Raw genomic sequence first — 24,916 nt, 5'->3', positions numbered from 1 at the left:
TCAGGCCTGCGGCGGCTCGCCGGCATAGGCGCGCGCGATAAGAGCCCGGATCGGTTCCCGCTCCAGCGCCCGCGGGTTCCAGTAGGGATTGGCCAGCGCGCGGTCCGTCGCGGTGTCGATCCCGTCGGACGGCATGCCTATCTCAGACAGGGCGCGCTTTGCGCCGATCCTGCCCGCAAGATCGTAGAGAGCCGTCGCCGGGTCGTTCGTCTTCAGCACGGCCCGCAGGGTTTCCATGACCGCCGGAATGGCGGGGGCGTTATAGGCCAGCGCATGCGGCAGCACGATCGTATGGGTCTCCGCATGCGGCAGATCGAAACTGCCGCCCAGCGTGTGGCAAAGTTTGTGGTGCAGCGCCATGCCGACCGAGCCGAGGCAGATGCCGCAGAGCCAGGCGCCGTAAAGCGCCTTGGAGCGTGCATCGCGGTCATGCGGCTTCTCGGCGATGACCGGCAAGGCGCTCGCCAATGCGCCGATGGCCTCGGCGGCCATCAGGTTTATAACCGGGTTGCTTTCCCTCGCGTAGAGCGCCTCGACCGCATGGGCGATGGCGTTCATGCCGCTTGTCCCCGACAACGCGGCGGGAAGCGTCATCGTCAGGTCGACGTCGTAGATGACCACTTCCGGCAGCACGCGCGGGCTCGATTGGGTGACCTTCACGCCATCCTTCGTCTCGCCGAGGATGGGTGTCATTTCCGAGCCGGCATAGGTCGTCGGCATTACGATCTGCGGCAGGTCGGTGCGCAACGCGATCGCCTTGGCGAGGCCCGTCGTGGAGCCGCCGCCGACCGCGACCAGCCCGTCGGCCTCGAGTTCCGCCACGACCCGCAGCGCGTCCTCGGTCACGGACACGGGCGTATGCATCGTCGCCCCGGCATAGACACCGGACGCGGTGCCGCCGAGCGTACCGGCAAGCCGCCGGGCTTCGGTCTCCTGCGGCGGCGTCGCCAACACGAGCACACGCTTCAGCCCCAGACGGTCGATCTCCTCCGGCAGCCTTGCAATGGTGCCAGATCCGAAGACGACGCGCGCCGGCTGGCCATTATAGACGAAGCTTTTCATCGAGCCTCTCCCCGTCAGCCGCGATTATCGACACGCAGCAGGAACGGATTGATGCTGACGCTTTGCCAGACATTGGCGGCATTGAACGGGTCGGTGGCGTTGAACGCCTTCACATCTTCGATGCTGTCCGCGGAAAACACGAAGAGCGAGCCGATCATGGTCGCACCGTCCGCAGCGACCAGCGGCCCGGAGATTACGGTCGCGACCGATCCGGCGGCAAGATAGGCCTTGTGGGCATCGTAATTGGCAAGCCGGCGAGCAAGCGCATCGGCATAGTCGAGACAGTGGACGGCAAAGAGCAAGATAGTCCTCCCGGGGGGCGCGACACTCCATCGATCGTCGCTAAGTTCTACTCCTCCCTGCCGGAACTTAAATCGACTCCTGTCGAACGGACCGATGAATTTGTCCAAACTGGACAGATATGGGTCCATGCGGTCGTGATTGTTCGCCGCCGGAAACGGATATCGGCCCGATTGCATCGTGCCGTCGGGGGCCAGCGCAGCCGTGAGGCGCCGTGGTCTCAGGCGATCCTCTGCTCGAATTGCGCGATGTCGGCGCTCTTGCGCAGACCCGTCGCGACGACGGACACGCGGAACTTTCCCGCCAATGCCTGGTCGAAGATGGCGCCGACGATGATGTCGGCATCGGCGTCGACCTCTTCGCGTATCCGCGTCGCGGCTTCGTCGACCTCGAACAGCGTCATGTCCATGCCGCCGCAGATCGACACGAGCAGCCCCCTGGCGCCGGACATGGAAGCTTCATCGAGGAGCGGATTGGCGATCGCCGCCTCGGCCGCGATCTTGGCGCGCCCCTCCCCGGAGGCTTCGCCGGTTCCCATCATCGCCCGGCCCATGTCCCGCATCACCGACTTCACGTCGGCGAAATCGAGATTGATCAGGCCTTCCTTGACGATGAGATCGGTGATGCAGCCGACACCCGCGTAGAGAACGCGGTCCGCCATGGCGAAGGCGTCGGCGAACGTGGTCCTGGCGTCGGCGACCCTGAAGAGGTTCTGGTTCGGGATGACGATCACGGTATCGGCGCTCTCGCGAAGCCGTTCGATGCCTTCCTCGGCCGCCTGCGTCCTGCGCTTGCCTTCGAACACGAAAGGCTTGGTGACGACGGCCACCGTCAGGATGCCGGCATCGCGCGCGGCACGCGCGATCACGGGCGCCGCACCCGTCCCCGTGCCGCCGCCCATGCCGGCGGTGATGAAGCACATATGCGTTCCCGCAAGATGATCCATGATCTCGTCGATGGATTCTTCCGCGGCAGCGCTCCCGACCTGGGGCAAGGACCCGGCGCCCAGGCCCTCGGTCACATGCGCACCCAGTTGGATCAGCCGCGACGACTTCGACATGGTGAGCGCCTGGGCATCGGTGTTGGCGACGACGAACTCGACGCCCTGCAGCCCTTCGGCGATCATGTTGTTGACGGCGTTGCCGCCGGCGCCCCCGACCCCGACAACGGTGATCTTGGGCCTCATCTCCAGGATTTCCGGCTTGGCGGTCATTTCCTCATCTTTCTACCGAAGGCACCTGCGGCTCCGCCGCACGATCATGCGGAACCGAAGCAAGCACGCGAATCAGGCGACCCCCACCAACCGCAGGGAATCAGAGCAGGCGCCTCCCTGCAAGGTCCGCTGACATTCTGCAAGCGCAAACGCACCGGCCAAAAGCTGGAAGCGTCTGGGCGCTCGAGTTATCCGAGCCGGCGCACTGCAGGAAATTCTATTGCGTCACCGAAGTCGAGGTGCCCCAGGTATCCGACAGCACATAGCCTTGCGGATAGGGATCCGTCGGATCGAGATAGTAGTTGTGCTCTCCTGTGATCCAGGCTCTGCCGGTTATCTGCGGCACGATCGCCTTGCGCCCTCCGACTTCGGTAAGTTCGAGGATCTTGCCGGTGAAGCGCGAGCCGATGATCGATTCATGGATCAGCACCTCGCCGGCCTTCATCTGGCCTCGCGCCTGCAGCACGGCCATGCGGGCCGAGGTGCCGGTTCCTGTCGGGCTGCGGTCCGAGCGTCCTGGCGAGACGATGCAGGTGTTGCGCGTGACGTTGCCTGGCCCCTGGAACGGCATGGCGAACTGCACGATCGACACACCGCGCACATTGTCGAACTGCGGATGCACGACATCGAGCTGCTCGCGCGCCGCGCGGCGAACCTTCTCGCCGGCCACGGCCAATTCGCGGGCCTCGTCGGGGGTGACCGAGAAGCCGAGCGCGGGCGCATCGACAATCGCGTAGAACATGCCGCCATAGGCAATATCGACCTTGATCGTGCCGAGCCCTTCCACCTCGATATTGGCATCGAGGCGCTCGGCGAAGGCGGGGGCATTGCGCAGCGTGATCGACAGGCATTTGCCGTCGCTGCATTCGGCGCGCACCTCGATGACGCCGCCGGGCATATCCAGCTTGAAGCGCGTCTCGGGCTCCTGCATCGGCACCATGCCGGTCTCGAGCAACACCGTGGCGACGCAGATCGTGTTGGAGCCGGACATCGGCGGATATTCGGTCGGCTCCATGATGATGGCGCCCGCGGCGCAATCCTCGCGCGTCGAGGGCACCAGGAGATTGACATGCCGGGCAACGCTGCCGCGCGGCTCGCAGATCAGCATGCGCCTGATATGGTCGTGATCGCGTTCCATCGTGATCATCTTCTCCATCATCGTGCGGCCGGCAGGCGGCAGCACGCCGCCCACGATGACATCGCCGATCTCGCCCTCGGCGTGGCAGCCGACGACGCGGATGCTGGTTTTGGTGCGCATTGCTGTTCTCTCCCTGTCCGCCGCGACTATCCGCCTGGCAAGTGGTCCTGCTTGGGGACAAACTGATCAATCCGCGCGCCAGCCTCAAGGAGATTCCGCGAATGACCGCCAACGGTTTTCCAGCTGCACACCGAAATCGCGGAAAATTCCTCTGGTGGCTGGCACGCACCCCGCGCTGTGAATGTCAACCCGCTTATGGCGATGGGACCATCTCGGCGCGCAAGGTCGAGGCGCTGCCCGCGATGTCGCGCCTAGATTGCCGGCGCTATCCCTTGAATGTCGGCAGCGTCAGACCCTTGACGCCGACATCGAGCGCAAACAGGCCGCCCGGATGCTTCTGGCCGACGAAGTGGCTGGCAGGACGCTTGAGCACGGCAGAGGTGACATAGAGGATATCGAGGTCCTTGCCGCCGAACTCGCAGCAGGTCGGCAGGTCGGTCGGCAAGAGCACCGTCTGCATCAGTTTGCCGGTCGGATCGTAGCGGCAGACCTTGCTGGTCACCGGGATGGTCACCCAATAGCAGCCTTCGGCATCGACCGTAGCTCCGTCGGCGACGCCGCCGGTGACCGTCATGTCAACGAAGGTACGGCGGTTCTCGATGTCGCCGGTGGCGGGGTCGAAATCATAGGCCCACACCGCGCCGGCATGGCTGTCGGAGAAATACATGGTCTTCGAATCCGGGCTCCAGGCGAGCCCATTGGAGCAACCGATGCCGTCGATGATCTTGTGCACCGAAAGATCGGGATCGAGCCGGTATAGCGCGCCGATGAATTCGATCGGCTTGCCAGGCACCTCGAACATCGAGCCTGACCAGAACCGCCCCTGCCGGTCCGGCTTGCCGTCATTGAAACGGGTCTTCGGCATATGCGCTTCCGGGTCGACGATCGCTTCGAACACACCAGTCGCAGGGTCGAAGAAATGAAAACCGTCGGTCATGGTCAGCACCAGGCCGCCTTTTTCGCGCAGGCCGAGGCAACCGAGATATTCCGGCGTCTCGAACACCTCGTCTTTGCCGGTCGACGGGTCGTAGCGGTGGATCAGCTTCTTCCAGATGTCGATCCACCAGAGCACGCCGGCCTTAGGGTCCCAGAGCGTGCCCTCGCCCAGCTCTGCTTCGGCATCGACGACGCAAGTGATTTCGACCATGCTCAAGCCCTTCTGCCGCGAATTCTGCCGCCGAGCCCGGCGAAGGTCTCGCTGCCGATCGACACGGTGATCAGGATCACCGCGCCGTAGACGACGAGTAGCGCGCCGCTCGACAGGTTGAGCGCCGGTAAGAGCCCGGTGAGGATGGTCAGCACCATGGCGCCAGCGACGGTGCCGAGATAATGCCCGCTGCCGCCGAGGATCGAAGCGCCACCGATGGCGACCGCCGCGATCGAGGTGAACAGATAGGCATCGCCCATGCCGAGATAGGCCTGGCCGGAATAGCCGGTAAAAAGCATGCCGGCGAAAGCGGCGGTGAGGCCGGAGACGACGTAGGTCAGAATGGTGATGCGCGCGGTCGGCACGCCGGAGAATTCGGCGACGGTCGCGCTGGTTCCCAGCGCATAGAGATGACGCCCGAACGCGGCCTTGGAGAGCAACAGCGTGGCGACCAGCGTCAGCGCGAGCCAGATCAGCGCTATGACCGGGAAGCCGCCGATGCGCCCGACCGACAGGAACTGGATCAGCGCCGGCGCGGACGGCGTCGGCGAACCGCCGGTCAGCACCAGGATCAGGCCCTGCAGGATGACATTGGTGGCCAATGTCATGATAATCGGCGGCACGCCGAACTGGGCGACGCCGACGCCGTTGATGAGCCCGATGAAGGCGCCGCCGGCAAGCAGCAGCGGCATGACCCAGATAAGCGGCAGGTCCTGCCCGCCGCAGAGCAGCGCCATGACGATCGCCGCGGAATTCAGCACCCAGGGCACCGACAGGTCGATGCCGCCGCCGATGATGACGAAGGTCTGGCCGAGCGCGACGATACCGACGAAGGCCGCCAGCACCACCGTCGAGCGCATGTTGGAGACCGAGAGGAAGCCAGGCGAGAAAATCGCCGTGACCAGGAGCAGCACGACCATGCCGGCATAGGCAAGCACGATGAGGCGGTTGCGGGCGAGGAAAGCGCTCATTGGACGCGGTTCCTCGCGGCCTTTTCGGCGATCGAGCTTGCGAGCACCGAGAGCAGCAGGATGATGCCGGACGCGACCGGCTGCCAATAGCTCGACACGTGCAGGACGAAGACCAGATTGCCGATGAGGGTAAGCACGAAAGCGCCGATCAGCGTGCCGGCGAGATGGCCGCGACCGCCGAACAGGCTGACGCCGCCGATGACCGCGGCCGCCACGGAAGGCAGGATGTAGTCCTTGCCTATGGTCGGCGAACCGGCGCCGGTCTGTGTTATCAGAAACAGCGCAGCGCCCGCGGCGAACAGACCTGACAGGCCGTAGGTGACGATGTTGGCGCGGGTGATGGAAACCCCCGACAGAAACGCCGATTTCTCGTTGGAGCCGGAGGCCTGGATGGTGATGCCGACGCGCGTCGCACGGAACCACCGCCAGAACACGAGCAGCGCCAGCAACATCCAGACCGGGCTGGTCAGGCCGAGGAGTTGCACCGAGGCGAAACCAACCCACCAACCGGGAACGCTGCCGCCATCGGTCGGCAGGATGATCATGGCGACGCCGTTGAGGATCGACCAGGTAGCGAGCGTCACCAGGAAAGGCTGCAGCTTGAGCAGCGAGATCAGCAGGCCATTGAGCGCGCCGATGAGGAAACCGAGCGCCAGTATGGCCAGCGCCCAGAACGCCGTGGTCGAAGGATCGTCGGTGAAACGCGTCGCCGCGATCACCGTGCCGAGGCTGATCATGCCGCCGATCGACAGATCGATGCCGCCGCGCACCAGAACGATGGTCTGTCCGGTTGCCGCCAGCATCAGCGTCATCGCCGCCGCCGTATCGAGATTGAGCTCGTCCAGGCTGAAGACGCCGGACTGCAGGCTGCCATAGATGGCGACGATCAAGGCCAGCATCAGGCAGGCGACGAGGAACGGCGCGCGGTCGAGCGCGCGGCCGCGCCAATCCATGCCTGGCCTGCTGTCCTTGGTTCGCACCGGCATTCGCGCCCTTTCCACAGTTTGCTCCGCGGACATCACCATGCCTCAGGCCGTCCTGGTTTCAAGCATGGCGGCGCGCAGGATTTCCTCCTCCGAAATATGCTCGCCCTCCAGCGTCGCGGCGATACGGCCGTTGCGCATCACCAGCACGCGGTCGGCGACATGGACGAGCTCTGGCATGTCGCTCGAATGGAACAGGATCGCGTAGCCCTTGGCGGCGAGATCGCGCATCAGCTGGAAGATCTCGCCCTTGGTGCCGACATCGACGCCGCGTGTAGGATCGTAGAGCAGGAGCACGCGCGCTTGCGTCAGAAGCATCTTGCCGAAGATCACCTTCTGCTGGTTGCCGCCGGACAGCGTTCCGGCGAGCTGTTCCGGCGTGCCGGCCTTGATACGCAGGAAATCGACCATCTCCTTGACCAGGGCCGCTTCCTTCTGCCGGCTGAGCAGGCCATTTTCGGTGAAGCGCTTGATGACCGACAGCGTCAGGTTCTCGCGTACGCTCTTGGTCAAGAGCAGGCCCTGGCCGCGCCGGTCTTCCGGCACCAGCGCGATGCCATCCTTGCCGGTCAGCGCCTGGCGCGGATTGCCGATCGCCGCGGGCTTGCCCCAGAGCTCGATCGTGCCGCTCGCCTTTGTGGCGCCGAACAGCGCCTGGAACAGCTCGCGCTGGCCGTGGCCCTGCAAGCCGCCGACGCCGAGCACCTCGCCCTCGCGAAGCGAAAAGTCGACCCCTGAGAGACGGCTGCCGCTGGCGAGGTTTGCGACCTTGAGCGCGACGCGATCCGTCATCGTCGGCACGCGCTCGGGATAGAGCCGATCGAGATGCCGGCCGATCATCTGGGTGACGATCTCGTCGTCGGAAACGGCAGCGGCCTCATGCGCGGCGACAGTGCTGCCATTGCGGAAGATCGTCAGCCGGTCTGCGATGGCGCGCACCTCGGCCATGCGATGCGAGATGAAGATGACCAGCCTGCCTTCGGCGGCCAGTTGCCGGGTGAGCTTCAACAGCCATTCAGCCTCCCGCGCCGGCAGCGCCGAAGTCGCCTCGTCGAGGATGAGGATGCGCGGGTCCTTGGCCAGGCCCTTGGCGATCTCGACGATCTGCCGTTCGGCCAGCGTCAGCCGCCGCAATTCCTGTTCGGGACGCAGCGCCGGGAAATCGTATTTTTCGAGAAGCGCCAGCGTCCCGCGGCGCATTTCAGCGCGGTTGACGGTACCAAGCCATGTCCTTGGCTCGTGCCGGAACCAGATGTTTTGCTCGACGCTGAGATCGGGGATGAGCGACAGTTCCTGGAAGACGGCGGCAATGCCGCGCGCCTGCGCGGCATCCGGGTTCGCGGGCCGATAGTCCTGGCCATCGACGAGGATGGAGCCGCCGTCATGCTGCACCGCTCCCGACAGGATCTGGATGAAGGTGCTTTTGCCCGCTCCGTTCTCCCCGAGCAGCGCGTGCACCTCGCCGGCGCGGGCGCTGAATGCGGCTTCGCTCAGCGCGACGATGCCGCCATAGCGTTTTGACAGACCGTTGACGGTGACGAGATCCATGGGCCGCTTTCCAGAGCGTTTCACCGTTTCAAGGAAACAGCGAACCGCTCTATCTCTTTGTTTTTACGCAATTCCGGACGGAAAACCGCTCACACTTTTCCTGGAATTGCTCGAAAAGGTCTCCCGGCATCGCTCGATGCCGGGAGACAGGATCGTGGAACCGGATGTTACTTGCTGCCAGCGGCTTCCGCGGCGGTGATCTCGACCCAATCGGGCGTGATCGGCAGTGTCAGGCCGGGCGCCTGGTCGGGGAAGGCATTTTCGCCGACCGCGATCTTGATCATCTTGGTGCCCGGATAAAGCTTCGACTCGAAAGGATCGGTCGTCACGAAATCACCCTTGACCGACACCGAGCGTTCGGCCGGCTTCTTGCCGGTGTCCAGCATATCGACCGCCAGCTTGATCGCTTCGGAGGAAAGATAGGCCGGATTCGAGCCGAGGATGCATTTGGCGCCTTGCGTCTGCGCGCAGGTGACGGCCGCGACATTGTAGGAGAAGCCGACGACCGGGACGATCGGCCGGCCGGCGTCCTTCAGCGCCTGGATGGCGCCCGAACCGTAGCCTTGTGTCATGATGCCGTCGATCTTCGGATTGGCGGCAAGCAGTGCCGCCACGCCGGACTGTTCCGGACCGAGCGCGTAATTGCCGTTGTAATAGCCGACAACCTTGATGTCGGGATATTTGGCCAGCACCTTTTCGTACCCACCCTGCAATTGCGCCGAGATCGGTGCGCCGGCGAGGCCGCGGTCGAGGATGATGTTGCCCTTGCCGCCAAGCTGGGTGGCCATCCACTCGGCCATGACAGCGGGAATGCGGTCCCAATCGGAAGCGACGGCATAGGCGCAAGGCTCGGTCACCACCTGGTCGAAGCTGATGACGACGATGCCCGCGTCGCAGGCCTTCTTGATGGTGGGGTTGAGCGCCGAATCCGAACCGGCATCGACCAGGATCGCGTCCGGCTTCTGGCGGATGATGTTGTTCAGCGAGTTGATCTGCGCCTGTACAGTGTTCTCGACATTCTCGATCTTGAGGTCAACGCGGCCTTTCAGCGGCCCCTTGTTGACCGACACGGTGGCGACGCGCTCCATCTGCTGGCGCCAGTCATTGCCGACGAAATTGTTGGAGAGATAGATGGTGTAGGGTTTCTTGTCTTCGGCATGGCCGGCCTGCATGCCAACCACCATCATGGTGGCTGCAAGCGCTGCAAGGCCGGTGTAACGGCTCAATAATTTCATGATTTTCTCCTCCCGTTTTTCGTTTCGAAATCGTGGCGCCGCGATGCGGTGCCCCTGCCCTCATCAAATCAGCTTCCCGAGGCCTCCTTGGGCGTGATCTCCACCCAGCTTGGCGATACCGGCAGCGAAAGGCCCGGCGCCAGATCGGGGAACACGGTCTTGCCGAGTTCGATCTTCACGGCCGAGGAATTCGGCGCGTATTTGGCATCGACCATATCCGTGGTCAGGCCGGGCGAATTGAACAGCACGGTCGTGTCGGCCGGCTTCTTGCCGGTATCGAGAATGTCGACGGCGAGCTTGATCGCTTCGGCGGACAGGGACGGCGGATTGGCGCCGAGCCAGCATTTCGCTCCCTTGGTCTCGGCGCAGCTGACGCCGGTGCCGTTGAAGGCGGCGGCGACGACCGGCACCATCGGCCGGTCGGCATTCTGCAGCGCCTTGATGGCGCCGGTGCCGTAGCCTTGCGAGAAGATGCCGTCGACCTCCGGGTGCGCGGCGAGCAGGCTCGCCACGCCCTCCTGTTCGGGCCCTGCGGCGTAGTTGCCGTTGAAATAGCCAACGATCTCGATGCCGGGATATTTCTTGAGCACGGCGCCGAAATTCTTTTCGAACTGCTCGGATATCGGCGCGCCTGCGAGGCCCCGGTCCATGAAGACCTTGCCCTTGCCGCCGAGCATGGAGGCCATCCATTCGGCCTGGTTGTTGGCCATGATGTCGAAGTCGGAATGCAGCTTGTAGGCGCATTCGGTCGACACGGTCTGGTCGAAGCTGACGACGATTATGCCGGCGTCGCAGGCTTTCTTGATCGTTGGATTGAGAGCCTCGGCCGACGACGCGTCGATCAGGATCGCGTCGGGCTTCTGGCGAATGATGTTGTTCAGGGAATTGATCTGCGCCTGGACCGTGTTTTCGGCATTTTCGATCTTGAGGTCGACGCGGCCTTTCAGCGGCCCCTTGTTGACCGCGACATTGGCGACGCGCTCCATTTGCTGGCGCCAGTCATTGCCGACAAAATTGTTGGAAAGGTAGATGGCGTAGGTCTTCTTGGCTTCGGCATGGCCGGATGTCGCTCCAGCGCAGGCTGCGAATCCGGCAAGCGCGACCAAGCCGGCGCACAGGCTCCTCGACTGCATTGTCTCCTCCCTATGTTCCTCCCGGCTGGCGATGGACTGCGCCATCTTGATCAGACACCGGGCCTCTCGACAGCTGCGGTCGCGGGCGGAATTCGCGCACTATCTCGCCTACCGCCGGCACCTCAGCTTAGCTATCATGCTATTATAATTTTATAGGCCTGTCCATGCACCCGACGGCAGAAATCGCACTTTCGAGGGGTCTCAGGAGAGGTCGTTCGGCGCGTCGTAGGTGATGCTGAAAATATCGGCGGGATGGCGGGCGACGGAGAACTCGATGCTGCGCTGGTCGGCCGACTGATAGAGCATCTCCACCGTCAGCACCGCGCTGCCCAGTGCGATGCCGAGATCGGCGGCAACCGCCTCGTCGGCGATTTCGGCGCGCACGGTGACATGCGCCACGTCGAGGCGCAGCCCGAGATGCTTCTGCACCGAGCGGAAGATCAGCACGTCGGAGAAGTCTTCGCGCTTCAGCCTGGCGCCGATGTCGGGAGGGAAATAGGTGGTGATCTGCGCCTTCCTCTGTTCGCCGATCGACAGCACGCTGCGCAGGCAATAGCCCGCCTCCTCCTTGCCCATGCCGAAATGGCGCTGGAGCACGGGTGAGACCTCCTTGCGATAGGATTTCACCGTAAGCTGTGCGTCCTTGGTGAAGGCCGCCATGTCGGCGAAGTTCTTGAACTTCCAGCTCAGATTGACCGACGGGCTGCGCGCCGCGACCACCGCCGGTTTCGCCGAGCGCTTCTTGATCAGTCCGTCGGCTTCGAGATCGCGCAGCGCCTGGCGCACGGTGATCAGGCTGACCCCGAAGTGCTCGGCGATCGCCGCTTCCTTCGGCAATTCCCCGCCGACGGGAAAGGTGCCGTCACCGATCGGCACGCGCAAGATGTCGGCGAGTTGGCGATAGAGCGGCCCGTTGGAGCGTCCAAGCGAGCGCCTGGGAAGACTGTCGATGGTGGGAACGGTGTTGTCCATGGGCCTCGTCGCGCCTGTATCGAAGCTTTTATAATAGCTTCCGCCGCCCGAGGCTATCGCATGACGTGCAAAACTGCGGTTTTGCAGCAATGCTTAGACAAAGAGCCGAAGCGGATGTTCGACCGCCGATTTCAACGCGGCGAGCCAGACCGTCGAGGTTGCCTCGTCGACACGCGCGGCGTCCACCGTCAGCAGGCATTCGGCGTTGTCGCCGGCGGAGCCGACCGAGACTGTCAGGCGCATGGCCCGGCCCGGCAACAGCGGCATCGTCACCGGCCGGATATCGCTCGGCGGCAGCAGCCGCACCGACAGGACGGCCGGTATTTCCGCATCGTCGCGTTTGCCCGCTTGCGCCGCAAGCCGCGCCCCGCGCAGCGCCGTCAGCGGCATTCCCGATGTGGTCGCGAACGCGACTTGCCTGTTGCCGAGTTCGAGCGCCACGGGCGCTTCCCTGACCTTGGCCACTTCTGAAATCTCGCCGAACGCGCAACCAGTGGCACGCAACACGATGTCGTCGATGTCGAACACCTTCCCCGAGCTCTCCAGCGCGCTCAGCAACTCGTGCAACGCGTCCAGCGCGATCGATGTCGCGAAGGCGGCGATGCGGGACGCGACAGGCGAAGACGCCGGGGCCGCGGCCAGAAGCTCTGCCGGCGCATCGACCGGGGTAAAGTCAAGCACGTCGGCGGCCAGGATGCGGCCGCCCGGACCACTGCCGTGGAGCGCTTCGAGCGGGAAACCACGCTCGCGGGCAAGCCGGCGCGCATAGGGCGAAACAGCCAGCCGCGATGCCACCGCCATGTTCATTTCAGATACTCGGCGTTGACGCAGTTGGTCAGCCGGCCCTCGGCGAGATAGGCATGCACGACTTCGATCGATTTCAGCCTGAGGTCGCGCATCGCCGCCGGGCTGTAGAAAGCCGCGTGCGGCGTCACGATCAGCCGGTTGGCGATCCACGGCTCGCGGCGCCGCCACGCCGCCAGAAGCGAATGCTCGAGATCGCCGGGCTCGTTCGGCAGGACGTCCAGCCCAGCGCCGGCGACGACGCCATTGCGCAGCACTGCTTCCAGCGCGTCGAGATCGACGATCGGACCCCGAGCTGTGTTGACAAGGACAAGGCCAGGCTTGGCGGCCGCGAAGGCATCCGCGCCGATGAGCTTGCGCGTTTCCTCGCTCAACGGCGTATGCACGCTCACCACATCGGCCCGCCTCATAAGCTCGGCCAGCGAATGCACCCTCTCATAGCCGGTCGACAGGTCAACGCCGGACAGAAGATGCGGATCATAAAACACCACCTTCATGTCGAAGGCGGCGGCGCGGCGGGCTGCGGCCAGCCCGATGCGGCCCAGCCCGACGACGCCGAAGGTCGCCCCCTTGTGACGGCGCACCAGCGGTGCTTTTGAGAAATGCCAGCCCTCGGCTCCATTGGCCGAAAGCTCGGCGCCATAGGCCGACGTGCCGCGCGTCAGTGCCAGCATCAGGCCGATGGCGTGATCGGCGACTTCGGTGGTGCCATAGTCGGGCACGTTGCAGGCGGGAATCTTGCGCGCGCCCCAGCCGGACGTATCGATGTTGTCGAAGCCGACGCCGGAGCGCACCGCGATCCTGGCCTTGGGAAAGGCGGCTGGCGCGGCGGCGACATTATGGGTCGGCGAATAGTTGATGACCGCGTCGACCGCATGGCAAACCGCCGGATCGAGCGCGGCGGCTTTGTCATTTGTCGAGCGGGCCAGGATGAACTCGATGTCGGGATAGTGCTCGCGTTCGAGCTCGGCCTCGTCGGCGGCTTGCCAATTGGCGCACAGGATCTTCATGCTTGCCCTTCGGATATGGATGATTATCTCTTGATGCCGCCGATGCGCCCGCCCATCGGCACCACGGCGCCGACCGGCTGATCGATGGCGTTGAGCGTTCCGCTGACCGGCGCCTCGATCTCGACCACGGCCTTGTCGGTCTCGATCTCGGCGATCAGCTCGCCTTCTTTCACCGCGTCGCCCACCGCCCTCAGCCATTTGACGACCGTGCCTTCGCTGACGGTGAGATCGCCGAAAGGCATCGTGATCGGCTCGTCGTCGCCGGCGGTGGCGATGGAAGCGGCTGGTGCCGTAGGCTGCGGCTTGGCTGAAACAGGTGCTGGCTTTGCCGGCGCGGCGCTTTTCAGGCCGACGGTGTACCAGTGATCCGGCACCGGCGGCTTGCCGGCGATGACGTCGCGAATGCCTTGGGCGATGCGTGCCGTGTCGACCAGCATGGCTCGCTCCAGCACCGGCGCGAAGGGATGCGACGTCGGCGCTGTATGCAGCCTTCCGGGTGGGGCGTCGAGCTCGTCGAAGGCGAGCTCGTTGATCGCCTGAGCGATCTCGCCGCCAAGGCCGCACATTGCCCACGCCTCGTCGACGACGAGCAGGCGATGCGTCTTCCTGACGCTGGCCACGATCGTGTCGATGTCGAGCGGCATGATGGTGCGCGGGTCGATCACTTCGGCCTCGATGCCATCGGCGGCCAATGCCTCCGCGGCTTCCAACGCGCGCTGCACCATCTGCCCGGCCGCGACGATGGTGATGTCGCGGCCCACCCTCGCGATCCGCGCGACGCCGAACGGCACATAATGCTCGCCGACCGGCACCTCGCCCTTGGAGGCGAACAGCGCCTTGGGTTCGAGCATGATGACCGGATCGCCGGCCCGGAGCGCGGTCTTCATCAGGCCCTTGGCGTCCGCCGGGTTCGACGGCACGCAGACGATCAAGCCCGGCATATGGGCGAAGACCGGGTGGTAGATGCCGCTGTGATGCGGGCCGGAACTGCGCAGCGCGCCGGCGCCGACGCGCACCACCATCGGCGCGCTCATGACGCCGCTGGTCATGTAACGCAGCTTCGCCGCCTGCAGAAAAATCTGCCCTGCGGTTTCGAAGGCGAAGTCGGCGAACATCAGGTCGGAAACGGTGCGCGCGCCGGTAGCCGAAGCACCGACGGCGGCTGCGGTAAAACCCTGCTCCGAAATCGGCGTGTCGACCATCCGCTCGGCACCGAACTCCTGCCACAGGTTCCTCGTGTGGGCAAAGCTGCCGCCGCGCTCGCCGGTGCCCTCGCCGAAGTAAAGGATCGCTGGATTGGCGCGCATCTCTTCGGCAATGCCGTCGCGCACCGCCTCGAGCCAGCCTTGCGTTCGCGTCTCGCCGACGGCGCGCGGCTGCAGGGCAGCCGGCGGATTGATCGGATCGGCAAAGACGTGCAGGCGCACCGTTGCTGGATCTGGCTCGGGCGAATTGCGGGCGAAGGCGAGCGCCTCCTCGACCACCTTCTCGATCCGCGCCTCAATTGCCGCGAGCGCCTCGGCATTGGCGACGCCGTACTCTTCGATCAGCCGCTTGCGGAACATGTCGATCGGATCGCGCTTGATCCAGGCGTCGAGCTCTTCCTGCGTCCTATAGGTGCCGATGACCGGGTCGCCCTCGTGGTGGCCGACGGTGCGATAGGTCTTGGCTTCGATCAGCGTCGGGCCCTTGCCGGCGCGGGCACGTTCGGTCGCTTCCTTCATGGCCAACCAGACGGCGAAGACGTCGTTGCCGTCGACGGCGACGCCGGGCATGCCGTAGGACGCGGCCTTGGTGGCGATCTCGGGATTGAGCGTGATCGATTTGAGCGGCGTGGCGGTGGCGTAGAGATTGTTCTCGCAGATGAAGACCGCAGGCGCCCGCTGCACCGCCGCGAAATTGAGCGCCTCGTGGAAGCCGCCATGGTTGGCGGCGCCGTCGCCGAAGAAAGCGACACCGATGTCGTCGCGGCCCTGCTGGCGGGCGCTCATGCCGATGCCGACGGCATGGCCGATCCCGGCGGCGACGATACCGTTGGTGCCGAACAAGCCGACCGAGCGGTCGTAGAGATGCATGGTGCCGCCGCGGCCGCCGCAAATGCCGTCGGCCTTGCCGAACAGCTCGGCCATCACGCGCCCAGGGTTCGCGCCCTTGGCCAGGGCATGGCCGTGGCCGCGATGGGTCGACGTGACCCAGTCGGTCGGCCGCAAATGCGCACAGACCCCGACGCCGGTCGCTTCCTCGCCGATATAGAGATGCAGGAAGCCGGGCGTCTCACCCTTGCGGCAAGCGATCTGGGCAATGCTTTCGAAGCGGCGCAGCAACACCATGCGCTCGAACAGGTCGAGCAGGATTTTTCGGTCGGGCAGATTTGGCGCACCGTTGAAATCCTCGCGTGCGCGCGCCGCAGAAATTGCCACCAAAACCTCCCGTGAATCCGTCTGGTGCCGGACAGAAACGCGCCGGCGGCGAGCTTGTGGCTGCTCGCTTCGGGTTCATCATAGATTATAATAGCATAATGTCTACAGGCTCTGAGCAGAGCCTGCGAGGCGCAAGCGCGTTCACCGTTTCACCGAGCCGGCGAAACGCTCCATCACTTTGTTTTGACAAAGGTCCTGGCGAAAAAACCGTGCGCTAGATCCTGGTCATGCGCACCGTGGCATCGGGCCGCTGGAACAGCTCCGGCCGAAGGCTGAGACCGAGCCCCGGCCCCTCGAGCGGCGCGACACGGCCGTCACTAACCGGCGGAATGTCGGCGACGATCTCGGTGTACCATCCAGTGAAATAGGCGCGCACGGCTTCCTGGTAATTGACGTTCGGCAAGGTGGCCGACAGCGCGCAACTGGCGGCATAGACGATCGGCCCCGTGCAGTCGTGCAGCGTCACCGGCAATTCGCTGGCCTCGGCCATGTTGGCGATCTTGCGCGCTTCGGAAAGGCCGCCACACCAGGCGAGGTCGATCATGATCACGCTAGCGGCGCGCTTGTCGATAAGCTGCTTGAACATCTGCCGCGTGGCCAGCCGCTCGCTGGCGGCGATCGGGATCGATGTGTGGCGCGCCAACTCGGCCATGGCGTCGAGTTCGTTGTAGCGGATCGGCTCCTCCAGCCAGGCGACGTCATAGGCTTTCAGCGCTTCGGCGATGCGCAGCGCCGGCGGCAGGCTCCAGAGGCCATGCAATTCGACCATGATCTCCATGTCGCGGCCGACGGCGTCGCGGATCTTCTGGAACGGCTCCAGCGCCTTGTCGAGGTCGGCAAGCGAAATGCGGGCGCCGTTCGATGCCTCGGCCGCGATATCGAACGGCCATATCTTCATGGCGCCGATGCCTTCGGATTTCAGGCTTCTGGCGAGGTCGCCGGCGTTGTAGCGCCACGCGAGCAGATCCTCATACGGGCCTTCGTTGGAATCGCCCGATTTGAGCGACCAGTCCTCGCCGCGCTCGAACAGCGCGTTCTTCTTGCTGGCGCGCACATGCTTGTAGCCGGCGCAGGTGTTGTAGATCGGCACGTTTCTGTGCGTGCGGCCGCCCAGCAGCCGCCAGACCGGCTCGCCAAGCGCCTGGCCGTAAATATCCCACAACGCGATGTTGACCGCGGAATTGCCGCGCACCTCGGCGCCGGAATCGCGCGCGCCGACATAGACGCTGCCCAGCGTGCGGTCGTGCAGCTCGATATCGCGGGGATCCTTGCCGATGAGGTAGGGCGCGACATTGTCGTGGATGTAGGAGGCGACAGGCCCCGGCGCCCAGAAGGTTTCGCCGGTGCCGATGAGGCCGGCATCGGTGTGGACGCGAAGCCAGAACAGGAATGGGAACTCCGCCAGCTGCAGCGTTTCAAGCGCGACGATCTTCAATTTTTCCTCCCGGCTCCAACGGCCCGCGAACAGTAGCACAAGCCCGTTGACAGCCATCTATGGATACCGGTATCCATCGCGTCAAGATGACCTTGAGAGGAGGTTTGGCTTGCCTGCTGAAATTCCAGACACGATGACGCGACGGGCGCTTGTCACCGGCGCCGCCGGGGGGCTTGGCCGCGAGGTGGCGCTGCAATTGGCCAGGCGCGGCTGTGCCGTCGCCGTTACCGACATCAATGGCGAAGGCCTGACAGAGACGGCCCGGCAGATCGGCCGGACCGGGACGGAAGCCGAGATCATCATCGGCGACTTCACGCTCGAAGGCGCTCCGGAAACGGCGGTCGAAAAAGTGGTCGCGCGCTGGCGCGGCATCGACATCCTCGTCAACAATGCCGGCTATGGCGTGATCGAGCCCTTCCTCGATGCCACCTTCAAGGCCTGGACGCGCACGCTGGCGCTCAACGTCACTGCGCTTGCCATGGCCTGCAAGGCGGCCGGCCGGGTGATGCGCGAGCAGCGCTCGGGGCGCATCGTCAACATCACCTCGCCCGGCTCGCGCATGGCGCTGCCCGACTACACCGCCTATACGGCGAGCAAGGCCGGTGTCGATTCCATCACCCGCGCCGCGGCGGTCGCGCTTGCGCCCTATGGCGTGCTGGTCAACAGCCTGGCGCCGGGCATGATGGACACCGAGATGCAGCGCTCGACCGAGCTCGATCTTGCCCGCGCCAATGGCCGCAACGATCTGCAGGCCTTCCTCGACGAGCGGACGCGCCGTATCCCGCTCGGCCGCCGCGCCGAGATTTCCGAGGTGGCCGAAGCCGTCGTCTGGCTCTGCCTCGATGCGCCCAAATACATGACCGCCGAGCGGCTCAACATGTCGGGCGGGCTGGACAAGGACTAGGCATCCAATGCTGCGAAACTCTCCTCCCGGCAGCGCCGATGTCGCGGCGCTTCAACGCAAGGCGACGCTGCTGCGCCGCCACATGCTGACCATGGCGCGCGGCCAGGGCCAGGGCTATATCGGCCAGGGCCTCGGCATCGCCGACGTGCTGGCGGCGCTGTATTTCCACGAACTGCGCTACGACCCGCACAATCTGGCATGGCCGGATCGCGACCGTTTCCTGCTGTCGACCGGGCATTACTCGATCGCGCTTTGGGCGGCCCTGGCCGAGGCCGGCATCATCCCTGTCGAGGAACTTGTCACCTATGGCGCCGACAGCAGCCGGCTCGAGATGTCGACGCTCGACACCACGCCCGGCGTCGAGGTTATCGGCGGCTCGCTCGGCCACGGCCTCGGCCAAGGTGTCGGCCAGGCGCTCGGACTGCGCCTCGATCGCTCGGACGCGCGCGTCTTCGTCGAGCTCTCCGACGGCGAGATGCAGGAAGGCTCTACCTGGGAAGCGGCGATGTCGGCCAGCCATTTCGAGCTGGACGGGTTGGTGGCGCTGATCGACTGCAACGGCATCCAGGCCGATGGGCCCGTGGTGCTGGACATGGAGCCGGTGGCCGACAAATGGCGCGCTTTCGGCTGGGAGACGGCGGAGATCGACGGCAACGACATGAAGGCCGTCGTCGACGCGCTGGCCGGCGCGCGCCAGCGCAACCGCAAGCCGAAGGCGATCGTGCTGCGCACCCTGCCCGGCAAGGGCGTGCCGCGCATCGAGACCAGCGAGAAATCGCACTTCTTCCGCATCGACGTGGCGCAATGGGACGGCATCATCGCCGAGTTCAACAAAAGCGTGGGGATGGAGCAATGAGCGGCGGCGGCACGAAGGCCGGACGGACGCTGGCCATGGGCCAGGACGAGGCTGTCGGCGGCGGCCGGCAAAGTGTCGAAGCGCCGTTCGGCCAGGCCCTGGTCAGGCTTGGGCAGAGCCGCAACGACGTCGTCGGGCTGACCGCCGACCTTGGCAAATACACCGACATCCTGCCGTTCCGCGATGCTTTTCCCGAGCGCTTCTTCAATGTCGGCATGGCCGAGCAGAATCTGGTTGCCGTCGCCGCCGGGCTGGCCCGCACCGGCAAGGTGCCGTTCGCCACCACCTATGGGGTGTTCGCGACACGACGCGCCTATGATTTCGTCGCCATCGCGCTTGCCCACTCCAACCTCAATGTGAAGATCATCGCCGGCCTGCCGGGACTGACGACCGGTTATGGCGGCACGCATCAGGCGATCGAGGATCTGGCGCTGATGCGCATGATCCCCGGCCTGACCGTCATCGACCCCTGCGATGCGACCGAGATCGAAGCGGCGACGATCACGATCGCCGAACATCAAGGTCCTGTCTACATGCGCCTGCTGCGCGGCAGCGTTCCCGTCGTGTTCGAGCCCGGCTACAAATTCGAGATCGGCAAGGCGCGGCGGCTTCGCGAAGGCTCCGATGTCGGCATCATCTCGACCGGCTTCATGACCGAGCGGGCGCTGGATGCGGCGGAGACCCTGCAGAAACAGGGCATTTCGACTGGCGTCCTGCACGTGCCGACGATCAAGCCGTTCGACGCCGGCGCGGTGGCTGAGTTCGCGTCGGGCGTCGAGCGGATCGTCACGGCGGAAAACCATGTCGCCACCGGCGGCCTTGCGAGCCTTGTCGTCGAGAGCCTGTTCGAGGCCGGCATCGCGAAGAAAGTGACGCGCATCGGCCTGCCCGACCGCTATATCGAATGCGGCGCGGTGCCGACCTTGCAGGCAAAATACGGCCTGACGACCGAGGCCGTCGTCGCGACGATCACTGGTTTGGGTTAGATTCCGCATGAAGATCACCGACATCGAGACCTTTGCCGTCGGCGCCGGCTGGAAAAACTGGCTGTTCGTCAAGGTCCATACCGACAAGGGCATTCACGGCGTCGGCGAAGGCACGCTGAACGGCTTCATCAAGACCACCGAAGCCGGCGTGCATGAGCTCAAGCATCTCGCCATCGGCCAGGATCCGCGCCGCATCAACGCTTTGGCCAAGCGCATGCTGGACAGTGTTTCGCTCGACGGCGGCCACATCCACCGCACGGTGATCGCGGCGATCGAGGTCGCCTGCTGGGACATTCTGGGCAAGGGCCTGGGCGTGCCGATCCACCAGCTTCTCGGCGGGCAGGTGCGCGACAGCGTGCTTGGCTATGCCAATGGCTGGTATCGCACCGAGCGCACGCCAGAGGCCTTTCTCGAAGCCGCGAGGGCCGTTCTGGCGAAAGGCTTCAAGGCGTTCAAGCTAGACCCGTTCGGTACCGCGCAAGGTTTCATTTCACGCGAGGAGCTTGATCTTTCCTACGCGATCTGCCGCAAACTGCGCGACGAGCTGCCGCGCGACACGCTGATCCTGATCGACGTACATGCGCGCTTCACCGAGATCGCAGCACTTCAGGCGGCACAGAAATTCGCCGACCTCGACATCTACTGGTGGGAGGAGCCGACCTCGCGCGACCGTCAGGAGACCGTGCATGAGGTGGCGCACCGCTCGCCCATTCCCGTGGCGACCGGCGAGATGTACGACACGGTCGGCCAGTTCTACACGCTGGCGGCCAGCGGCGGCGTCAACATCTTCCAGCCCGAGCCGATGTCGCTTGGCGGCATCGCGCCCTCGATGCAGGTCGCCAATCTGGCGCTTGCCCATGGCAGCCATATCGCGCCCCATCAGAGCGGCGGACCGGTGGCGACGGCGGTATGCCTGCAACTGGCGGCGGCGGTGCCGAATTTCCTGATCCAGGAGCATTTCGACGCCTTCAACGATCCGTGGACCCGCGAGCTGGTGACCTGGCATCCGACCGTCAACGCGGACAATGGTCACCTGTCGCTGCCGCAAGCGCCAGGGCTCGGCATCGATCTCAACCTCGATGCGATCAAGGAACACCCTTACGACCCCAACGCCTATCTCAACGTTCATGCCGAAGGCTGGGAGAAGCGCCTGGGGCGACGGGAAGAAGCGGGGAAACCTGGCCTTTAAACTGGCAAGACCTCGGTGAGCGACGCCGCTTCGCGGCAGCTCCGCCGGTGGATGACGAAAAACTAGGCGCTTTCACGGTCGATGATCTCGAAGCCTAGGCTGGTGACGGCCGGCACCTCGCCGTCGCCGACCAGTCTCGCCAGCAATTGCCGCACGGCGCGACGGCCCATGTCGTAGCGATTGACCTTCACCGTGGTCAGCCGCGGATAGAGCTGCGCGGCGAGGTCCACGTCGCCATAACCGGCGATGGCGATCCTGCCGGGCACCGCCCAGGCCCGCCGGTGGCATTCCTGCACGGCGCCGACGGCCAGCGTGTCGCTGGAAAAGAAGATGGCATCGATGTCCTTGTGCCGTGACGTGAGCGTGATCAGCGCCTCGGCGCCACCCTGCGCGGTGATCGGCACCTCGACCTCCATACCATCATGGTTCTTGATGCCGAGCTCGGTCAGCGCCGCGTGATAACCGGTGCGGCGCTGTTGCAGGCGGTCATTGCCGTGGATCGGCGTCGAGACGAAGCCGATCCGCCTGTAGCCCTTGGCGGCCAGATGCATGGTCATGGCGTAGGCGGTTTCGAAATTGGAGACGCCGACCACCATGTCGATCGGATCGCGGCCCTTGACCTCGGAGATCTCGACCACCGGCGCGCCGCTGCCCTTCAGCAAGGCGCGCGCCGTTTCGCTTTGCACGAAGCTCTGAAGGATCATGCCGACCGGGCGCCAGCCGAGCAGCGTGCGGATCGCTTTCTCCTCGGCTTCCCGCGTGAATTCGCCCTGCACCAGGAGCATCGAATAGCCGCCCTCATGGCATTCGTCGGACATGCCTTGCACCTGCTCTGCGATGCCCGAATTGATCAGCGGCGGCACAACCGTCCCGATCATGCGGCCGTTGCCGCGCATGCTGGAAGCAAGCTGGTTGGGCACGAAGCCGATCTGCTCTATGGCTTCCAGAACTTTGGCACGCGTCTCCGCTGAGACCCTGCCGGGGTTGGACAGGGAGCGCGACACGGTTATGGGCGCGACGCCGATGCGTCTCGCGATCTCGCGAACCCCGAGGCGCTGCGACGGTGTGTTTCCGCCAGGGTCGTCCCGTGACCCATCGGTCATCGCCAAGCTCCAACAAAGCACGACGCGCGAAGGGAAAATCCTGCTCCGGATCGCACGGCCACCGCCATTCATAGCGGCTGCGGCATGTGCTTTCCAGCGATGTGCCGGCGTCTTCCGACTTCTGAAATTTTCGCCGTTGACAAGTTATAATATTATAATCTTAATGACGTAGAGGAGCGCGCCGGGATCGGCGTGGGCGTGACGGTGCCGGTTGCGGGGCCGGTGGCGTGCGCCGCCAGGGAGGTCAGGATGGAAAGCGCGGCTGACGTGAGCTCGCCGCCCCGGGATGGGCAATCGTTCCGGCGGCGGCTGATCGGCTTCATTGCCATCGGCGAAGTGGGCGTGCTGGCGGCGATGGCTCTGCTGATCGTCTTCTTCTGGCTGCTCGAACCGGCTTTCCTGTCGGAGCGCAACATCCGCGCCATTCTCAACGTCGTGTCGTTTGTCGGCATCATCGCCATCGGCCAGACCATCCTTCTGGTCGCCGGCGAGTTCGACCTGTCCGTCGGCTCGGTGGCCGGGCTGTCCGCGGTCGTCGCCGCCAAGCTGATGACGGCGGCCGCGCTGCCAGTGACCGTCGCCATTCTAGGCGGTGTCGGCGTCGGTGCGCTGATCGGCCTCGTCAACGGCCTGATCGTCGTCAGGCTCGGCATCCCCGCCTTCATCCAGACGCTCGGCATGCTGTTCATCGGCCAGGGCCTGATCCAGGTGGTGACGGGCGGCTACCCCGTCTATCCGCTGCCGGAGGCGATCAGTGCGATCGGCGGCACCGACCTCGCCTTCGGCCTCGGCTGGAGCTTTGCCTTCTTCATCGTCGCGGCGATCGCCGCCGATTTCGTCCTGCGGCGCACCGTGCTCGGGCGCAACATCTATGCCACCGGCGGCAACCAGGAAGTGGCGCGCCTCGTCGGCATCGACACCAGCGCCTACAAGATCGGCGCCTTCATCGTCGTCGGCGCGCTGGCGGCGATTGCCGGCATGTTCGTCATGGCCGATCTCGGCAGCGGCGGCACCTCGATCGGCAGCGGCTGGGAACTGACGGTCATCGCCGGAGTCGTGGTCGGCGGTGTCAGCCTGTTCGGCGGCGCCGGCACGGTCGCCGGCGGCGTTGTCGGCATCCTGATGCTGAAGGTGGTGCAGAGCGGCCTCGTCGTCATCGGCGTCAACTCCAACTGGCAGCAGATCGCGGTGGGCGTGATCATGGTCATGGCCGTTGGGCTCGACATTGTGCGCCGCCGCTACTTCATCGCCGGCGCATAGCCGGCCACGAGGGAGCAACGAACTCACGCACGGACCATTTCCAAACGCCGGAAGATGACGCGAACAGCAGATCTTACGCCGGCAAGAACGCCGGTGAAGCAAGGGAGGTAGGACATGAAAATCGATTTGAGAAAAGGACTGATCCGCACTGCTTTCGCGGCCATGGCGGCTGCCGCGTCGCTGGGCTCGGCGAGCCTCGCCCAGGCGGCCGATATTCATCTGCTCTGGGTGCAGGCGATGAAGGATCACCCCGTGCACCGGCTGATGCAGGCGGGTTTCCTCAACAAATGCAAGGAGCTTGGCTACACCTGCGAAGTCGTCGGCGACCCGAGCGCGACGAATTGGGACATTCCAGCAACGCTGCCGCTGGCCGAAGCCGCCCTGGCCCGCACCAAATACGACGCGATCGGCGTCTATGGTCCCGATCCGGCGATCTACTCCTACATTTCCAAGCTGGCCAAGGAGGGATTCCCGATCGTGACCTGGCATGTGCTGCCGCCGGAAGGCACGGTCCAGGGGCTGAAGGCAGCGACAGGCGAGGATATTGCCGGCGCCGGCCAGAACGCCGCCGTCGCAATCGGCGAAAAGCTCGGCGGCAAGGGCACAGTGGCGCTCACCCAGGGCGCGTCCAACGATACCGAGAACGCCATGTCGGCCGCTTTCCGCAAGACCATCGCCGAGAAGTACCCCAACATCAAGGTGCTCGACACCCAGATGGAAGGCTTCGAACCATCGGCGGCCGAGGCCAAGGCGGTGGCGATCCTGCAAGGCAATCCGGACGTGACCGCGGCCTTCGGCACCACCGGCAACAGCATCCAGACCTGGTCGGGCGCGGCCCGCAAGGCTGGACGCGACGTCGTCATCATCGGCATGGACTATATCAGGCAGAATCTCGACCTGGTGAAATCGGGCGCCGCCTACGGCATCGTCGCGCAGCCGCTCTATGAAGAGAGCGCCAAGGTTGCCGAACTGCTCGGCGATCTCGCCCAGGGCAAGGCCGTCCCCTACAGCAACCCGCTGCCGGCCAGGGTGATCACCGCCGCCGACCTCGACCCCTATTACAAGATGCTGGACAACGCCGGCCAGTAACGCCCATCGCCGGGTCCGCGGCTTGCCCGGACCCGGCT

General features: G+C 64.9%; 22 protein-coding genes. 6 read left to right on the top strand and 16 right to left on the bottom strand.

All coding sequences use genetic code 11. From position 1 onward, the window contains the following. The 15 genes from FJ430_RS14735 to FJ430_RS14665 all read right to left on the bottom strand — a co-directional run bounded on the left by FJ430_RS14735 (position 1) and on the right by FJ430_RS14665 (position 17,491). Positions 1–1,062, bottom strand: coding sequence for a maleylacetate reductase (locus FJ430_RS14735; protein ID WP_140706672.1), 1,062 nt, complete (start codon positions 1,060–1,062; stop codon positions 1–3). Between the two features lie 14 nt (positions 1,063–1,076). Then, positions 1,077–1,364: a YciI family protein gene (locus FJ430_RS14730; protein ID WP_140706674.1), complete on the bottom strand. Its 288-nt coding sequence runs from the start codon at positions 1,362–1,364 to the stop codon at positions 1,077–1,079. Between the two features lie 218 nt (positions 1,365–1,582). Further along, complete coding sequence (gene ftsZ, locus FJ430_RS14725; protein ID WP_040996104.1) at positions 1,583–2,575, bottom strand: cell division protein FtsZ; 993 nt, start codon at positions 2,573–2,575, stop codon at positions 1,583–1,585. Positions 2,576–2,792: 217 nt separating this feature from the next. After that, a complete protein-coding gene (locus FJ430_RS14720) occupies positions 2,793–3,833 on the bottom strand; it encodes a proline racemase family protein (RefSeq protein ID WP_140706676.1) in 1,041 nt (346 codons plus the stop codon). A gap of 265 nt (positions 3,834–4,098) precedes the next feature. Next, positions 4,099–4,980 (bottom strand): SMP-30/gluconolactonase/LRE family protein, encoded by an 882-nt coding sequence (locus FJ430_RS14715; protein WP_140706678.1) that lies wholly within the window; start codon positions 4,978–4,980, stop codon positions 4,099–4,101. A gap of 2 nt (positions 4,981–4,982) precedes the next feature. Next, positions 4,983–5,951 (bottom strand): ABC transporter permease, encoded by a 969-nt coding sequence (locus tag FJ430_RS14710; RefSeq protein WP_140706680.1) that lies wholly within the window; start codon positions 5,949–5,951, stop codon positions 4,983–4,985. Further along, the gene (locus tag FJ430_RS14705) at positions 5,948–6,937 is read right to left on the bottom strand and encodes an ABC transporter permease (protein WP_226892198.1); all 990 of its coding nucleotides are present in this window, start codon (positions 6,935–6,937) and stop codon (positions 5,948–5,950) included. The genes FJ430_RS14710 and FJ430_RS14705 overlap by 4 nt, the downstream gene beginning before the upstream one ends. A 42-nt stretch (positions 6,938–6,979) precedes the next feature. Further along, on the bottom strand, positions 6,980–8,482 hold the full coding sequence (locus tag FJ430_RS14700; RefSeq protein WP_140706684.1) for a sugar ABC transporter ATP-binding protein: 1,503 nt from the start codon (positions 8,480–8,482) through the stop codon (positions 6,980–6,982). A 167-nt stretch (positions 8,483–8,649) separates the two neighbouring features. Further along, entirely contained in the window at positions 8,650–9,717 is a 1,068-nt protein-coding gene (locus FJ430_RS14695; RefSeq protein WP_140706686.1) for a substrate-binding domain-containing protein, read from the bottom strand. A 68-nt stretch (positions 9,718–9,785) separates the two neighbouring features. Then, positions 9,786–10,850, bottom strand: a complete 1,065-nt coding sequence (locus FJ430_RS14690; RefSeq protein WP_226892197.1) for a substrate-binding domain-containing protein — start codon at positions 10,848–10,850, stop codon at positions 9,786–9,788. A gap of 201 nt (positions 10,851–11,051) precedes the next feature. Then, positions 11,052–11,822, bottom strand: a complete 771-nt coding sequence (locus FJ430_RS14685) for a GntR family transcriptional regulator (protein WP_140640235.1) — start codon at positions 11,820–11,822, stop codon at positions 11,052–11,054. Between the two features lie 93 nt (positions 11,823–11,915). After that, a complete protein-coding gene (locus FJ430_RS14680) occupies positions 11,916–12,629 on the bottom strand; it encodes an E3 binding domain-containing protein (protein ID WP_140706688.1) in 714 nt (237 codons plus the stop codon). Then, the gene (locus FJ430_RS14675; protein ID WP_140706690.1) at positions 12,626–13,636 is read right to left on the bottom strand and encodes an NAD(P)-dependent oxidoreductase; all 1,011 of its coding nucleotides are present in this window, start codon (positions 13,634–13,636) and stop codon (positions 12,626–12,628) included. The genes FJ430_RS14680 and FJ430_RS14675 overlap by 4 nt, the downstream gene beginning before the upstream one ends. Before the next feature lie 23 nt (positions 13,637–13,659). Then, positions 13,660–16,056 carry a thiamine pyrophosphate-dependent enzyme gene (locus tag FJ430_RS14670; protein ID WP_140706692.1) on the bottom strand — a complete coding sequence of 799 codons (2,397 nt, stop codon included), beginning with the start codon at positions 16,054–16,056 and terminating at the stop codon, positions 13,660–13,662. Positions 16,057–16,270: 214 nt separating this feature from the next. After that, positions 16,271–17,491, bottom strand: coding sequence for a mandelate racemase/muconate lactonizing enzyme family protein (locus FJ430_RS14665; RefSeq protein ID WP_140640243.1), 1,221 nt, complete (start codon positions 17,489–17,491; stop codon positions 16,271–16,273). 109 nt (positions 17,492–17,600) lie between these two features. Here FJ430_RS14665 and FJ430_RS14660 point away from each other — a divergent pair, with 109 nt between their 5' ends. Genes FJ430_RS14660 through FJ430_RS14645 form a run of 4 tightly spaced genes read left to right on the top strand, consistent with a single transcriptional unit; the run spans position 17,601 to position 21,426 of the window. Beyond that, positions 17,601–18,395 (top strand): SDR family NAD(P)-dependent oxidoreductase, encoded by a 795-nt coding sequence (locus FJ430_RS14660; protein ID WP_140706694.1) that lies wholly within the window; start codon positions 17,601–17,603, stop codon positions 18,393–18,395. 7 nt (positions 18,396–18,402) lie between these two features. Beyond that, entirely contained in the window at positions 18,403–19,251 is an 849-nt protein-coding gene (locus tag FJ430_RS14655; RefSeq protein WP_140706696.1) for a transketolase, read from the top strand. Further along, positions 19,248–20,237, top strand: coding sequence for a transketolase family protein (locus FJ430_RS14650; protein ID WP_140706698.1), 990 nt, complete (start codon positions 19,248–19,250; stop codon positions 20,235–20,237). The genes FJ430_RS14655 and FJ430_RS14650 overlap by 4 nt, the downstream gene beginning before the upstream one ends. Positions 20,238–20,244: 7 nt before the next feature. After that, the gene (locus FJ430_RS14645) at positions 20,245–21,426 is read left to right on the top strand and encodes a mandelate racemase/muconate lactonizing enzyme family protein (RefSeq protein WP_140706700.1); all 1,182 of its coding nucleotides are present in this window, start codon (positions 20,245–20,247) and stop codon (positions 21,424–21,426) included. Positions 21,427–21,488: 62 nt separating this feature from the next. Here FJ430_RS14645 and FJ430_RS14640 read toward each other — a convergent pair whose 3' ends face one another. Beyond that, positions 21,489–22,529: a LacI family DNA-binding transcriptional regulator gene (locus tag FJ430_RS14640; protein ID WP_140706702.1), complete on the bottom strand. Its 1,041-nt coding sequence runs from the start codon at positions 22,527–22,529 to the stop codon at positions 21,489–21,491. A 249-nt stretch (positions 22,530–22,778) separates the two neighbouring features. Here FJ430_RS14640 and FJ430_RS14635 point away from each other — a divergent pair, with 249 nt between their 5' ends. Next, a complete protein-coding gene (locus FJ430_RS14635; protein ID WP_140640253.1) occupies positions 22,779–23,789 on the top strand; it encodes an ABC transporter permease in 1,011 nt (336 codons plus the stop codon). Positions 23,790–23,903: 114 nt separating this feature from the next. Then, complete coding sequence (locus tag FJ430_RS14630) at positions 23,904–24,878, top strand: sugar ABC transporter substrate-binding protein (protein WP_140706704.1); 975 nt, start codon at positions 23,904–23,906, stop codon at positions 24,876–24,878. The last annotated feature ends 38 nt before the right edge of the window (positions 24,879–24,916 follow it).

It is taken from the genome of Mesorhizobium sp. B2-8-5, assembly GCF_006440675.2.
GTDB lineage: Bacteria > Pseudomonadota > Alphaproteobacteria > Rhizobiales > Rhizobiaceae > Mesorhizobium.
The sequence above is the reverse complement of the archived record's forward strand: the minus strand, read 5'-3'. Positions and strand labels throughout refer to the sequence as shown.

Coding starts and splice junctions, on each gene's coding strand:
- FJ430_RS14735 (WP_140706672.1), bottom strand. CDS start 1,062: ATGAAAAGCTTCGTCTATAATGGCCAGCCGGCGCGCGTCGTCTTCGGA.
- ftsZ (WP_040996104.1), bottom strand. CDS start 2,575: ATGACCGCCAAGCCGGAAATCCTGGAGATGAGGCCCAAGATCACCGTT.
- FJ430_RS14720 (WP_140706676.1), bottom strand. CDS start 3,833: ATGCGCACCAAAACCAGCATCCGCGTCGTCGGCTGCCACGCCGAGGGC.
- FJ430_RS14715 (WP_140706678.1), bottom strand. CDS start 4,980: ATGGTCGAAATCACTTGCGTCGTCGATGCCGAAGCAGAGCTGGGCGAG.
- FJ430_RS14710 (WP_140706680.1), bottom strand. CDS start 5,951: ATGAGCGCTTTCCTCGCCCGCAACCGCCTCATCGTGCTTGCCTATGCC.
- FJ430_RS14705 (WP_226892198.1), bottom strand. CDS start 6,937: ATGCCGGTGCGAACCAAGGACAGCAGGCCAGGCATGGATTGGCGCGGC.
- FJ430_RS14700 (WP_140706684.1), bottom strand. CDS start 8,482: ATGGATCTCGTCACCGTCAACGGTCTGTCAAAACGCTATGGCGGCATC.
- FJ430_RS14695 (WP_140706686.1), bottom strand. CDS start 9,717: ATGAAATTATTGAGCCGTTACACCGGCCTTGCAGCGCTTGCAGCCACC.
- FJ430_RS14690 (WP_226892197.1), bottom strand. CDS start 10,850: ATGCAGTCGAGGAGCCTGTGCGCCGGCTTGGTCGCGCTTGCCGGATTC.
- FJ430_RS14685 (WP_140640235.1), bottom strand. CDS start 11,822: ATGGACAACACCGTTCCCACCATCGACAGTCTTCCCAGGCGCTCGCTT.
- FJ430_RS14680 (WP_140706688.1), bottom strand. CDS start 12,629: ATGAACATGGCGGTGGCATCGCGGCTGGCTGTTTCGCCCTATGCGCGC.
- FJ430_RS14675 (WP_140706690.1), bottom strand. CDS start 13,636: ATGAAGATCCTGTGCGCCAATTGGCAAGCCGCCGACGAGGCCGAGCTC.
- FJ430_RS14655 (WP_140706696.1), top strand. CDS start 18,403: ATGCTGCGAAACTCTCCTCCCGGCAGCGCCGATGTCGCGGCGCTTCAA.
- FJ430_RS14650 (WP_140706698.1), top strand. CDS start 19,248: ATGAGCGGCGGCGGCACGAAGGCCGGACGGACGCTGGCCATGGGCCAG.
- FJ430_RS14645 (WP_140706700.1), top strand. CDS start 20,245: ATGAAGATCACCGACATCGAGACCTTTGCCGTCGGCGCCGGCTGGAAA.
- FJ430_RS14640 (WP_140706702.1), bottom strand. CDS start 22,529: ATGACCGATGGGTCACGGGACGACCCTGGCGGAAACACACCGTCGCAG.
- FJ430_RS14635 (WP_140640253.1), top strand. CDS start 22,779: ATGGAAAGCGCGGCTGACGTGAGCTCGCCGCCCCGGGATGGGCAATCG.
- FJ430_RS14630 (WP_140706704.1), top strand. CDS start 23,904: ATGAAAATCGATTTGAGAAAAGGACTGATCCGCACTGCTTTCGCGGCC.